14 protein-coding genes are annotated in these 12,718 nt (G+C 68.1%); 2 read left to right on the forward strand and 12 right to left on the reverse strand.

Translation table 11 applies throughout. The annotated features are described in order from the left end of the window. The first annotated feature begins 147 nt into the window (after positions 1–147). On the forward strand, positions 148–837 hold the full coding sequence (locus AB5S17_RS19500) for a DedA family protein (protein ID WP_369242506.1): 690 nt from the start codon (positions 148–150) through the stop codon (positions 835–837). On the opposite strand, the gene AB5S17_RS19505 is transcribed toward AB5S17_RS19500, so the two are convergent. From AB5S17_RS19505 to wrbA, 8 genes are all read right to left on the reverse strand, one after another. Beyond that, a complete protein-coding gene (locus tag AB5S17_RS19505) occupies positions 791–1,384 on the reverse strand; it encodes a hemerythrin domain-containing protein (RefSeq protein ID WP_369242508.1) in 594 nt (197 codons plus the stop codon). The genes AB5S17_RS19500 and AB5S17_RS19505 overlap by 47 nt on opposite strands. A gap of 67 nt (positions 1,385–1,451) precedes the next feature. Next, positions 1,452–2,249 carry a dioxygenase gene (locus AB5S17_RS19510; protein WP_369242510.1) on the reverse strand — a complete coding sequence of 266 codons (798 nt, stop codon included), beginning with the start codon at positions 2,247–2,249 and terminating at the stop codon, positions 1,452–1,454. 135 nt (positions 2,250–2,384) lie between these two features. Next, positions 2,385–3,767: a class II 3-deoxy-7-phosphoheptulonate synthase gene (locus tag AB5S17_RS19515; RefSeq protein WP_369242686.1), complete on the reverse strand. Its 1,383-nt coding sequence runs from the start codon at positions 3,765–3,767 to the stop codon at positions 2,385–2,387. Positions 3,768–3,939: 172 nt separating this feature from the next. Beyond that, complete coding sequence (locus AB5S17_RS19520; RefSeq protein ID WP_369242513.1) at positions 3,940–4,584, reverse strand: gamma-glutamylcyclotransferase; 645 nt, start codon at positions 4,582–4,584, stop codon at positions 3,940–3,942. Between the two features lie 121 nt (positions 4,585–4,705). Beyond that, on the reverse strand, positions 4,706–6,103 hold the full coding sequence (gene gor / locus AB5S17_RS19525; RefSeq protein ID WP_369242515.1) for a glutathione-disulfide reductase: 1,398 nt from the start codon (positions 6,101–6,103) through the stop codon (positions 4,706–4,708). A gap of 241 nt (positions 6,104–6,344) precedes the next feature. Continuing rightward, entirely contained in the window at positions 6,345–6,878 is a 534-nt protein-coding gene (locus AB5S17_RS19530; protein WP_369242517.1) for a DUF2059 domain-containing protein, read from the reverse strand. A gap of 105 nt (positions 6,879–6,983) precedes the next feature. Next, a complete protein-coding gene (gene rpiA, locus AB5S17_RS19535; protein ID WP_369242519.1) occupies positions 6,984–7,691 on the reverse strand; it encodes a ribose-5-phosphate isomerase RpiA in 708 nt (235 codons plus the stop codon). 226 nt (positions 7,692–7,917) lie between these two features. Beyond that, a complete protein-coding gene (gene wrbA / locus AB5S17_RS19540; RefSeq protein ID WP_369242521.1) occupies positions 7,918–8,517 on the reverse strand; it encodes an NAD(P)H:quinone oxidoreductase in 600 nt (199 codons plus the stop codon). 235 nt (positions 8,518–8,752) lie between these two features. Between wrbA and AB5S17_RS19545 the strand changes: the two genes are divergently transcribed. Continuing rightward, positions 8,753–9,505: a competence/damage-inducible protein A gene (locus AB5S17_RS19545; protein ID WP_369242523.1), complete on the forward strand. Its 753-nt coding sequence runs from the start codon at positions 8,753–8,755 to the stop codon at positions 9,503–9,505. A gap of 44 nt (positions 9,506–9,549) precedes the next feature. Here the strand turns inward: AB5S17_RS19545 and AB5S17_RS19550 are convergent, their stop codons facing one another. The 4 genes from AB5S17_RS19550 to plsX form a co-directional block, all read right to left on the reverse strand. After that, positions 9,550–10,140 carry a MerR family transcriptional regulator gene (locus AB5S17_RS19550; protein WP_369242525.1) on the reverse strand — a complete coding sequence of 197 codons (591 nt, stop codon included), beginning with the start codon at positions 10,138–10,140 and terminating at the stop codon, positions 9,550–9,552. A gap of 34 nt (positions 10,141–10,174) precedes the next feature. Beyond that, on the reverse strand, positions 10,175–10,528 hold the full coding sequence (locus AB5S17_RS19555; RefSeq protein WP_369242527.1) for an integration host factor subunit alpha: 354 nt from the start codon (positions 10,526–10,528) through the stop codon (positions 10,175–10,177). Positions 10,529–10,629: 101 nt separating this feature from the next. Next, on the reverse strand, positions 10,630–11,610 hold the full coding sequence (locus AB5S17_RS19560) for a beta-ketoacyl-ACP synthase III (RefSeq protein WP_369242529.1): 981 nt from the start codon (positions 11,608–11,610) through the stop codon (positions 10,630–10,632). Continuing rightward, on the reverse strand, positions 11,607–12,680 hold the full coding sequence (plsX, locus tag AB5S17_RS19565; RefSeq protein ID WP_369242531.1) for a phosphate acyltransferase PlsX: 1,074 nt from the start codon (positions 12,678–12,680) through the stop codon (positions 11,607–11,609). Before plsX ends, AB5S17_RS19560 begins: the two co-directional genes overlap by 4 nt. Positions 12,681–12,718: the final 38 nt, after the last annotated feature.

The raw sequence follows: 12,718 nt of genomic DNA on the forward strand, positions 1-12,718 counted from the left end.
CGCGGCCGGTGCCAGCGAAAGCGGCGACGCCGAGCTTGGCCGGTACTTTCTTGCGCCGCAAAGTTCTGCAACAAGCGCGGCAGAGACAAAACGACGGGGCGCGGGTGAGTGGGCCGATCCGCCGCCCTTCGGATGCGCGGAGTGATCGTGTACCAGATTCTGAGCCTGATCGGGCAGTTCGGCCCGATCATCGTGTTGGCCGGCACCTTTTTCGAAGGGGAAGTCTTCGCGATCATCGGCGGCTTCCTCGCCTATCGCGGCTCCTATCCCCTCGAAATGATGATCGCCTATGCCTTCGCCGGCTCGTTCGTCGGCGATTTTGCGGTCTTCCTGTTCGCGCGCTTCTGGTCGAACCACCGCTGGGTGGCGCACTGGCGCTCGCGCGAGCGCTTCGCCAAGGCACTCGGCCTCGTCGAGCGCTACCAGGCCTTCTTCGTCGTCCTCAATCGCTACATCTACGGCCTGCGCATGCCCGGGCTGATCGCGCTCGGCCTGTCGCGGATCTCGCTGACCCGCTTCTTCTTCCTGAACCTCTTCGGCGCGGCGCTCTGGGCCGGCATCTTCACCACGGTCGGCTTCGTCTTCGGCTATTCGATCGGTTCGGTGTTCGACCATCTGCAGATCATGGAGCGCGGCGTCGGCATCGCGCTCGGCGTCATCGCCGTGCTGCTCGCCGCCTGGTTCGCCTGGCGGCAGTGGGGGCCGGGCCTGACCGCGCGCGTCCGGCGGGTCGGCGATAATAGCGGCCGGGACGGTGGCAGCCGTCAGCGCGCCTTCGGCCTCATCCCCGTCAGATCCCGATCGCGGCCTCTCCCCGATCGAGGATCAGAGGAATGATCAGGTCCTCCTCGTCGGCGAGATGCCGGATCAGGCGTTTCAGAAGCTGCTCGCTCGCCGCGGCATAGGCGTCGGCGGCCCGGCGTGCCTCTGACGAGGGCTTCGCTTCACCCGCCTCCTCCAGCGCCAGGAAGTGGTTCGCCGTCTCCGCCACGGCGAGAAGGTCCGCATGGATCACCGCGTGGTCGGATTCCAGAAGATCGAAGCCGTGCGCGAGACGCGATTCGGCCCGCTGGAACACCGGGAAATAGTGCTGGTCCTCGATCTGGTGGTGGCCCTCCAGCTCGCCGAGGAAGACGTTCAGCCGCGGCGCGAACCAGCGCCGGAACGGATCGAGCGCCACCTGCCCTTCCCGATGCTGCCTGAGAGCATCCTGCAGCGCGGCCCCGAGTTCGCGGAACATGTCGTGCCGCCCCAGCCAGAACTGCGCGGTCTGGCCGAGATTTTCGTGCCCGGACCAGTGCTCGCGCGGATAATTCTCGAGCAGCGCGCGAAGATCCGCCGGGAGGCCGGCTCGGGTGTCGAGATCGAAGTGCGGTTCCATCATGCTCCGGATGCCTTGGGGGTTCGGATCTCGTCGGCGTCGATCCCTTCGCCCGGACCGAGGGACCGGGTCAATGGAAGGCGAAGGCTTCCATCGCGAGGACGCCGTAGTCGCGGCTTTCGTGCAGCTTCTCCGCCCGCGCACCCTCGCCGGCCGCCCCGAGCGCGACGTAGAGCGGCATCAGATGCTCGTCCGTCGGATGGTTTTCGCGCGCGAACGGGGCTTCGTCGCGATAGGCCTCCAGCGCCGCACGATCGCCGGCAACGAGCTTCTCGCCCATCCACCTGGCGAAGTCCGACACCCAGGCCGGCGTCGGCGCGTCGCGCTCGCCGACCCGCAGATGCGCGAAGGCCGCGCGGAGATTGTGCGTCAGCGAGCCGGAGCCGACGACGAGGACGCCGCGCTCGCGCAGGAACGACAATGCCGCGCCGAGCCTCAGATGGTGCTCCGGCCCCTGCGACGGATCGACGGAGACCTGCACGACGGGAATGTCCGCCTCCGGAAAGGCGAGACGCAGCGGCACCCAGGTGCCGTGGTCGAAGCCGCGCCGGGCCGCGACGGCGGAGCGGAAGCCGGCCTGCTGCAGCGACGCCACGATCTCCGCCGCGCGCTTCGGATCGCCCGGCGCCGGATAGCTGAGTTCGTAGAGTTCGCGCGCGAAGCCGCCGAAGTCGTGGATTGTCTCGGGATGCGCGTCGCCGGAGACCGCGACGTGTCCCTCCGCCTCGAAATGGGCGCTGGCGACGACGATGGCCTCGGGCCGCGGCAGGCGCTGCCGCAGCGTCTTCAGGAAATCCGTCGCCGGCGTCCTGGCGAGCGCGATGTCGGGGGAACCGTGCGAAACGAAGAGGGTCGGCAGCAAAGACATGGGGCAGCTCCCTTGGCTGCCCCGAAGATATCGCTGCCGACGCCGTAGCGTCAGGCCGCGCGGCGCGACGGATCGTTCACCGCCGCGGGCCGGAGCCGCACCGTTCGCCGATGCGGCTCCATCGCCTTCACGAACTTACCCGGCCACGGCCTGCTTCTGCGGCACGGCCTGATCCTGCGCGCCCTTCAGGAGTTCGGCGACGAGGAAGGCGAGCTCCAGCGCCTGGTTGGCGTTCAGCCGCGGATCGCAATGCGTGTGGTACCGGTCCGACAGATCCTCGGCGAGGATCGGCCGGGCGCCGCCGGTGCATTCGGTGACGTCCTTGCCGGTCATCTCGATATGGATGCCGCCGGGATGCGTCCCTTCCGCGCGGTGCACGTCGAAGAAGGCCTGCACCTCGGCGAGGATCCGCTCGAACGGCCGGGTCTTGTAGCTGTTCAGCGTGATCGTGTTGCCGTGCATCGGATCGCAGGACCAGACGACCTTGCGTCCCTCACGCTCCACCGCGCGGATCAGCTTCGGCAGGTGGGTCTCGACCTTGTCGTGGCCGAAGCGGGTGATCAGCGTCAGGCGGCCCGCCTTGTTCTGCGGGTTCAGCTTGTCGATCAGCCGCAGCAGCTCGTCCGGCTCGGACGTCGGGCCGCACTTCAGGCCGAGCGGATTCTGGATGCCGCGGCAGAACTCGACGTGGGCGTGATCCTCCTGGCGCGTGCGATCGCCGATCCAGATCATGTGGCCGGACGTCGCGTACCAGTCGCCGGAGGTCGAATCGACGCGGGTCAGCGCCTGCTCGTAGCCGAGCAGCAGCGCCTCGTGGCTGGTGAAGAAATCGGTCTCGCGCAGCGACGGATGGCTCTCGGCGTCGATGCCGATCGCCCGCATGAAGCGCATCGTCTCGGAAATCCGGTCGGCGAGCTGGGCATAACGCTCGGCCTCGGGACTGCCGGCGACGAAGCCGAGCATCCACTGGTGGACGTTCTCCAGATTGGCGTAGCCGCCCTGCGCGAAGGCGCGCAGGAGGTTCAGCGTCGCGGCCGACTGGCGATAGGCCTCGATCTGGCGCTCCGGGTTCGGAATGCGCGAGCCCTCCTCGAACTCGATGCCGTTGACGATGTCGCCGCGATAGACCGGCAGCGTCCGGCCGTCCTTCGTCTCGTTGTCGGACGAGCGGGGCTTGGCGAACTGACCGGCGATGCGGCCGACCTTCACCACCGGCTGCGAGCCGGCGAAGGTGAGGATGACGGCCATCTGCAGGAAGGCGCGGAAGAAGTCGCGGATGTTGTCCGCGCCGTGCTCGGCGAAGCTCTCGGCGCAGTCGCCGCCCTGGAGAAGGAACGCGCGGCCGTTTGCGACTTCGGCCAGGGAGCGCGTCAGCTTGCGCGCCTCACCGGCAAAAACCAGCGGCGGAAAGGTCGCGAGGCGCTTCTCGGTGTCGGCCAGCGCGGCCGGATCGGGATAGGCCGGCATCTGCTTCACCGGCTTTGCGCGCCAGCTCGACGGGGTCCAGTCCTTCGCCATCGCCATGGTCTTCATCTCCTCGCCGGGTGAGCCGGCGGTTCCTCACGGTCATGTCGTCCTGATGACGGCCGGCATCCTCGCCTGACAAGACGAGATCCGGCCGGAACACGGGCGGTTTAAGCACTTCGGGCGCGGTTTGTCATCATGACCGGCCGCCTCTCGTGCGAACGTCTCAGACGTGGTCGACGAACGTCACGCCGCGCGCGAGGACCAGCCAGTCGAACAGCTCCGCCTCGTCCCTTTCGAGCTTCACCGGGCGCGGATAGCGCGGCGCGTGCCGGTCGCGCAGCACGCGCGTCTCGAAACCCTCGGTGTGCGCGACGAAACGCTGCACGCCCTCGTCGCCGTAGAGCAGCCGGAAGCCCTGCATCACCGCGTCGAGATAGCTCTGCAGGATGACCGACTTCGTATCGGCGGCGCTCACATCACCCTTCGGCGCCTGGTAGATGTAGATCGGAACGCCGCCGACCGGTGCCCGCTCGATGCCGAGATGGTCGAGATCGACGATCCGGCGGGCATAGCCGGCCTCGCGCTCGTCCACCGCCGGAAGGTGTTCCGTCCGGTCGTAGACGACAACGCCGTCGATCGATTCGTCGGGATCGGGATGCACGGAGAGGAGCGCCATCTCCGAGGCGGGGACGCGCGGCAGCCAGAAGCGGCGCCACCCGCCCGCACGCGCCCGCCGGATGCCGAGGAACTTGGTGCGCAGCGTGTAGCGGTTGACCAGCGAGCCATAGCCGAAATAGGCGACCACCTTCCCGGCGTCGGCGAGTTCGGCAAGGTCCGGATGATCGTCGTGCGGAATGTGGGGGTCCATCGATTTCATCCTGCGGCTTGGTTCGGGACCAGCTTCATAGCCCGCCCTCCGCCCGGCCCGAAAGAGACGAGCGCCCCGGTCGGGCCGCCCCCGGATCGGGCGCGCGGCGCTGCGCCCGGTTCTAACCGATCCTTTCGCCGCCGCGAATCCGATAGCTCGGCTCGTACATGGTGACGATCTCCTCCGATGCCGTCGGATGCACCGCCATGGTGGCGTCGAACTGGTCCTTGGTGACGCCGGCCTTGACCGCGATGCCGAGCACCTGGGCCAGCTCGCCGGCGTCGGGACCGAGGATGTGGGTGCCCACCACCCTGCGGCTCGCCGCGTCGACGATGAGCTTGATCATCATCTTTCCGTCGCGGCCGGACAGCGTGTTCTTCATCGGCCGGAACATCGTCTTGTAGACCTCCAGCTCGTCATAGGTCTCGGCGGCGGCGGCTTCGGTGAGGCCGACCGTACCGATTTCCGGCTGCGAGAAGACGGCGGTCGGCACGGTGTCGTAGTCCGGCTTCGTCGGGTTGTTCCGGTAGAGCGTCTCCACGAGGCACATCGCCTCGTGGATCGCCACCGGCGTCAGCTGCATGCGGTGCGTGACGTCGCCGATGGCGTAGATGTTGTCGGCCGTCGTGCGGGAATATTCGTCGACCACGACCGCGCCGCGCTTGTCGAGCTCGACGCCGGCGGTCTCGCAGCCGAGATTCTCGGTGTTCGCCTTGCGGCCGATCGCCAGCATCACCTCGTCCGCGTCGAGCACGTCGCCGCAGGCGGTATGCGCCTCCAGACGGCCGTCGGGCTTCTGCACCACCTTCTCCAGCGTGTCGCGGCAGCGCACCGACATGCCCTTCTGCGCCATCGCCTGGTGCAGTTCGTGGCGGACGTCATCGTCGAAGCCCTGCAGGATCTCCTGGCCGCGATAGACCAGCGTCGTCTCGACGCCGAGACCGAGGAAGATGTTGGCGAACTCGACCGCGATATAGCCGCCGCCGAGGATGACGATCGACTGCGGCAGGCGCTTCAGGTGGAAGGCTTCCTCCGAGGTGATGCAGTGCTCGGCGCCGGGCAGGCCCGGATGGGGGTTCGGGCGCCCGCCGGTCGCGAGCACGATCGTCTCGGCGGTGACGCGCTTGTCCGTCGCGGTCAGCCGGATCTCGTGCGGGCCCTCCAGCACCGCCCGGCTCATCAGGACCTTCGCGCCGGCCTTCTCGACATTGGCGTGGTAGATCCGCTCCAGCCGCTCGATCTCGTTGTCCTTGTTGGCGATCAGCTGCGGCCAGTCGAAATGCTTCTCGCCGAACTGCCAGCCATAGCCGCGCGCGTCCTCCCAGGCCTCGGAGAACTGCGAGGCGTAGACGAGGAGCTTCTTCGGCACGCAGCCGCGGATGACGCAGGTGCCGCCGAAGCGGTATTCCTCGGCGATGGCGACGCGCTTTCCGAGCGCGGCCGCCCGCCGCGCGGCCCGCACGCCGCCGGAGCCGCCGCCGATGACGAAGAGATCATAATCATAGCTGGTCGCGCTCACGGCTGTACCCCTTCGCTCGCTGCCTCATCCGCCGCGCCGCTCTGCCCGTCGAACCGGCGCGGCGCCTTCATTCCCGCCCCCACATAAGCCCGATCGGCGAAAATGCGATGCGCCCTCCGGACTGCGCCCGGCGACGCACCGTCGTCCGCCCGCGCGGCGCCGGAAACGAAAAGGGCGGCCGAACGACCGCCCCTCGACCTGTTGTTTCGGCCCGCAAACCGTCACGCGAGCCGGGCGCCGCTCACTTCGCGGCGGCGGCCGGTGCCTTGGCCTCGGAGCCCGTGATCTTCTGCATGCCCTCGGCGGCGTTCTGGCGCAGGTCGCGCACGATGCCCTTGGTCCAGACGTCGGCGGCGTTCAGCATGTCGCGGGTCGCGGCGGGACCGTCCTTCAGAAGCTTCTTGCCGGCTTCGGAATTGTAGAAGTCGGCGATCGACTGCAGCTCCTGCTGCGTGAACAGCTTGGCGTAGACGCGCGCGGCCTCGTTCTCGAGATCGGCCCGGCGCGGCGCCAGCGCCAGCGCCGCATCGTCGACCATGTTGGAGATCTCTTCCTGCTTGTCGGGATTGTTGGCGATCAGCTCCGCCTTGATCTGCGTCGCGGCGTTGAGAAGGATCTCGTCGAACTGGTCGGTCGCGTGGATCGCCGTGATCGCGGCATGCGCCGCATCGAGATGCGCCTTGGTGAAGTCCTGCGCCGAAGCGGATGCCGGCAGCAGGAAGAGGAGCGCGGCGGATATGACGAGTCCTCGGCGCGCCATTTCGCTGAAGATCATGGGGATCGTGTCTCCGTTCGGTTTCCGATGCGCCGGATCGTCCTTGCATCGGCGCGTCGTTAAGGGAATTCGGCGGGCCCTGGCAAGAGGAGCCGGCGTCGGATCTCAGTCGGATCCAGACCGCCGCAGGCTCTCCAGCCCCGCATCGCCTGCAAGGAGGACCTCGCTCGCCAGGTCCAGGAAAAGCCCGTGCTCGACCACCCCGGGAACCGCGTGAAGCGCCCGCGACAGGGCTTCTGGATCGGGAATGCGGCCAAAAGATGCGTCGAGGATCAGATGGCCGCTGTCGGTGATGAAGGGTGATTCACCGGTCCGCCGCAGCGTGATCTCACCCTCTAGGCCGAGACGCTGCGCCGCCTTCTGGATCGCCAGATAGGTCGCGACCATGCCGAAGCCGTTGATCTCGATCGGCAGCGGGAAGGCGCCGAGCTCGTCGACCTTCTTGGAGGCGTCGGCGATCACCAGCATGCGGTCCGAGGCGGCCGCGACGATCTTCTCGCGCAGGAGCGCCCCGCCGCCGCCCTTGATCAGCCGAAGTTGCGGATCCACCTCGTCGGCCCCGTCGACCGTCAGGTCGAGATGCGGCATCGCTTCCAGCGAGGTCGTCGGAACCTTCAACTGGCGGCAGAGCGCCTCGGTGCGCTCGGATGTCGCGACGCCGACGACCTTGAGCCCGTCCCGCACCCGCGCGGCGAGCGCCCGCACGAAGGCTTCGGCCGTCGAGCCGGTGCCGATGCCGAGCTTCATGCCGTCTTCGACGCGCGCCGCCGCAGCCTCGCCCGCCATCGTCTTCAACTCCGCCGCGCTCGCCATGCCGCCGATCCTCCCGTCGCGTTCGCCGACGGGTCTAGCAGCCTATGCCCGGAATCGATAGGTGCCGCGGCGGCAAGAACACCTCCGGCCGGCGCAGGGCCGAAAACGAAAGAGCCGCCCCGCATCGCGCGGGACGGCTCGGTGGCGGTGAGGTGGCGACGGTGCCGGGCCCGTCAGCCCAGCGGCTTCCGCCGTGGCCACTCCGACGGGACCGGTCCTGTCAGGCTCAGCCGGCGACCTTGGCGGCGATCTCGGCGATGTGGCGGCCCTGGAAGCGGGCGGCGTCGAGCTCGATCTGGCTCGGCATGCGCGAGCCGTCGCCCTTGGCGATGGTGGTCGCGCCATAGGGCGAGCCGCCGACGATCTCGTCCATGTTCATCTGGCCGGGGAAGGCATAGGGCAGGCCGACGACGATGAGGCCATGGTGCAGCAGGGTCTTGTGGGCCGAGAGCAGCGTCGCCTCGTTGCCGCCGTGCTGGGTCGCCGAGGAGGCGAAGGCGCCGCCGACCTTGCCAACCAGGGCGCCCTTCGCCCAGAGGGGGCCGGTGCGGTCCCAGAAGGCCTGCATCTGCGAGCACATGTTGCCGTAGCGGGTCGGCACGCCGATGATGATCGCGTCGTAGTTCGCGAGTTCCATCGGGTCGCATTCGGGATAGGGATGGTCGGTCTTGAAGTGCGCGGCCTCGACCACCTCCTTCGGCGCGGTCTCCGGCGCGCGCTTGATGTCGACGCTGGCGCCGGCGCTCTCCGCGCCTTCCGCGACGGCCTTCGCCATGGTCTCGATGTGGCCATAGCTCGAATAGTAGAGAACTAATACTTTCGCCATTCCGATGCTTCCTCTTCCTGGTGACGATGAAGGAGAGCGGCTGCTTCCGCCGACCCGGAGATAACGGATCATGCCGCCGATGGCTCGGCCCTTTGACGCGACGCTCCGTCGCGTGAGCGGCAACAGTGGCCGCCGGCGCATCGTGCCGCTTGCAATCGGCTGCCGGTCGCCACTTTATGGCGCCAGAACATCGACGCTTCGTCCGAGCGCCGGATGCCGAACCGGAGCCCCCTTCATGACCGAGACGCCCGCCGCCACTGCCGCCATGCTCGCGATCGGGGACGAACTCCTCTCGGGGCGGACGAAAGACCGCAATATCGGGCATCTCGCCGAGGTTCTGACGGTCGCGGGCATCGACCTGAAGGAGGTGCGGATCGTCGGCGACGAGCCGCACATCATCGCCGACACGCTGAACACGCTGCGGCGGGAATACGACTACGTCTTCACCTCCGGCGGCATCGGGCCGACGCATGACGACATCACCGCGGACGCAGTCGGCGCCGCCTTCGGCCTCGCGGTCCGGGAGCATCCGGAGGCCGTTGCGCTCCTCGAAGCGCATTACGCCCGCCGCGACATGCCGTTCACCGCGACGCGGCGGCGGATGACCCGCACGCCCGAGGGCGCGACGCTGATCGAGAACCCGGTCTCGGTCGCGCCGGGCTTCCGGATCGACAACGTCTTCGTCATGGCCGGGGTACCGGATGTCTTCAGCGCCATGCTCGGCAAGGTGATCGAGACGCTGCCGGCCGGGCAGGCGGTGAAGAGCGCCGCCGTCCCCTGCCCCTATGGCGAAGGCGATATCGGCGAGCCGCTGCGCGCCATCGCCAAGCGGCATGAGGCGGTGGCGATCGGCTCCTATCCCCGCTTCGACGGCCAGCGCTATTCGACCGAGATCGTCCTGCGCTCGCGCGACGAGGCGGCACTGGCCGCTGCGAAGGCGGATGTCGAGGCCATGCTGGCGGAGATGGCGGCGCGAGAGCCGGACTGACGCCGACCGGGGCCATGAGTGACGGGCGCCAGCTCGGCTGCCCGTCAGCGCACCTGATCGAGCAGGCGCTTGCACTCCAGAAGCTCGAGCACGACCGCGTCCAGCGCCTCGATGCTCTCGCGCGGCAGGAGCTGCCGCCCGTCGGCCGCCCGCTCGCGGTCGCGCCGCAGGAAGCCGACCAGCGGGTTCGCCCGGTCGCGCGCCACCGGCTGGACGTCGGGCTCCTCCGCCAAGAGCTCCGGCTCGGGCGCGATGATGTCGAGATCGTCCACATGCGGCGGCGGCGCAACGTCGGGCGCATCGAGCTCGTCCTCCGCATCCGCGCGCGGCGAGGCCTGCAGCGCGTCGAGGCCGGCGAGGTCGCCGGAACCGATCGCGACGACGAAGCGGCTGCCGTTCTCCTTCAGGATGCGCTGCACGCCCTTGATCGTGAAGCCCTTGACGTAGAGGAGGTAGCGGATTCCGCGCAGCAGCTCGACATCGTCGGGACGGTAATAGCGCCGGCCGCCGCCGCGCTTCAGCGGACGGATCTGCGCAAAGCGCGATTCCCAGAAGCGCAGGACGTGCTGCGGCAGGTCCAGTTCCTCCGCCACCTCGCTGATGGTGCGGAACGCATCGTCGCTCTTGTCTGACATGGCAGGAAATTCCGTGGCCTGTCGGCCAGCGCCGCTATTCGGCGGCGGCCTTCAGCATCATCTCGACCTCCGGAGCACTCCCCCGGCGCTGCGCATGGGCGTCGAGGATGCGGTCCTTGAGGACGTTGGACGGCTTGAACACGGCGACGCGGCGCGGCGAGATCGGCACTTCCTCGCCGGTCTTGGGATTGCGGCCGACACGCTCGTTCTTCTGGCGCACCAGGAAGGAGCCGAACGAGGAGATCTTCACCGATTCGCCGGCGGCGATCGTGGCGCAGATTTCTTCCAGCACCATCTCGACCAGCGAAGCCGATTCGCTCCGGGACAACCCGATCTTGCGGAACACCGCCTCCGACAGGTCGGCTCGGGTTAGAGTCTTGTCTCCCATCCATGTCCCCTAATGCTGTGGAAGACCGCGCCGCACAGACTGGCTGCGGAACTCAGATGACCCGCACTCTAACGAAAACGTCATCTGAATCAAGGTTGATTCTACCAGCGGATCAGGCAGGCGCCCCATGTAAATCCGCCGCCCATGGCCTCCAGCAGCACCAGATCACCCTTGGTGATCCGCCCGTCCCTGACTGCGGTATCGAGGGCCAGCGGAATGGAGGCGGCCGAGGTGTTGCCGTGCTGGTCGACGGTGACGACGACCTTTTCCGGCGCGATGCCGAGCTTCTTGGCGGAGGCGTCGATGATGCGGCGGTTGGCCTGGTGCGGCACGAACCAGTCGATATCGTCCGGACCGACGCCGGCCGCCTCGAACGAGGCCTCGATCACGTCGGTGATCATGCCGACCGCGTGCTTGAAGACCTCCCGGCCCTGCATCCTCAGATGCCCGACCGTGCCGGTGGTCGAGGGCCCGCCGTCGACATAGAGCTTTTCCGCGTGCGAGCCGTCGGACCGCAGGCGCGAGACGATGATGCCGCGGCGTGCCGCCCCGTCCGGCTCTTCGCGGGCCTCGATGACCACAGCGCCGGCGCCGTCGCCGAACAGGACGCAAGTGGTGCGGTCCTCCCAGTCGAGCAGCCGCGAAAAGGTCTCGGCGCCGATCACCAGCGCCCGCCGCGCCATCCCGCTCCTGACGTAGAGGTCGGCGGTGGTCAGCGCGTAGACGAAGCCGCTGCAGACGGCCTGGACGTCGAAGGCGAAGCCATGGGTGATGCCGAGGCGGCTCTGCACCTGGACGGCGGAGGCAGGAAAGGTGTTGTCGGGCGTCGCCGTCGCCAGCACGATGAGGTCGATGTCCGACGGTTCGAGCCCGGCTGCGGCGAGCGCGCGGCGCGCCGCCTCCTCGGCCAGCGAGACGGTGGTTTCGCCCTCCCCCGCAATGTGGCGCGCGGCGATACCCGTCCGCTGCCGGATCCATTCGTCGGAGGTCTCGACGATCCCCGCGAAGTCCTGGTTCCGCATCACCCGCTTCGGCAGGACGGAGCCGGTCCCGAGGACGACGGACCTGACATGCTCGTTCATGGCATATTGCTTTCGGAAACTTCGGTCTCGTCACCGGATACCCGGTGATGGAAGCTGGCGAGATCCACCGCGATCTTCTCGCGCAGGCCGGTGCGGGCCATGGTGTGCGCGAGGTCCAGCGCGGCGGCGATGCCCTCGGCGTCGGTGCCGCCGTGGCTCTTGATGACAATGCCGTTCAGGCCAAGGAAGACGCCGCCATTGACCTTGCGCGGATCCATCTTGTCGCGCAGCCGGTCGAAGGCGCTCTTGGCAAGCACATAGCCCATGCGCGCCAGATAGGTGCGGGTCATCGCGGCGCGCAGATAGGCGGCGATCTGCCTTGCGGTGCCTTCCGCCGTCTTCAGGGCGACATTGCCGGTGAAGCCTTCCGTCACCACCACGTCGACCGTGCCCTGGCCGAGATCGTCGCCCTCGACGAAGCCGCGATAGTCGATCTGCGGCAGCGGATATTCCTTAAGGAGACGCCCCGCCTCTCGGATCTCGTCCTGGCCCTTCACCTCCTCGACGCCGATGTTGAGGAGGCCGACCGTCGGCTTCTCCAGCCCGAACAGGGCGCGCGCCATCGCGCCGCCCATCATCGAGAAGTCGATGAGTTGCTGCGCGTCGGCACCGATCGTCGCGCCGACGTCGAGCACGATGCTCTCGCCCTTGAGGGTCGGCCAGATCGCGGCGATCGCCGGGCGCTCGATGCTGGCCATCGTGCGCAGGCAGAACTTCGCCATCGCCATCAGCGCGCCGGTGTTGCCCGCGGAGACGGCGACGTCGGACTCGCCGGTCTTCACCGCCTCGATCGTCCGCCACATCGACGACTTGTAGCGTCCCTGGCGCAGCGCCTGGGACGGCTTGTCGTCCATGCGGATGGAGACGTCGCAGTGGTGGAAGACGGCCTTGGCCTTCAGATCCGGATACTGCTCCAGGACGGGCAGCACCGCCTCGCTTTCGCCGAACAGGACGAAGCGCGTGTCGGGACGGCGCTTCAGCGCGATCGCCGCGCCGGCGAGAACCACCGCCGGACCATGATCGCCGCCCATCGCGTCGAGCGAAATCGTGATGCCGGTTTCGGTATTCAAATGATGCTCGCTTTCCTGCGCCGCTGCCACAAGGTGGC

Source organism: Jiella sp. M17.18 (assembly GCF_041027365.1).
Lineage (GTDB): Bacteria > Pseudomonadota > Alphaproteobacteria > Rhizobiales > Rhizobiaceae > VKMB-3413.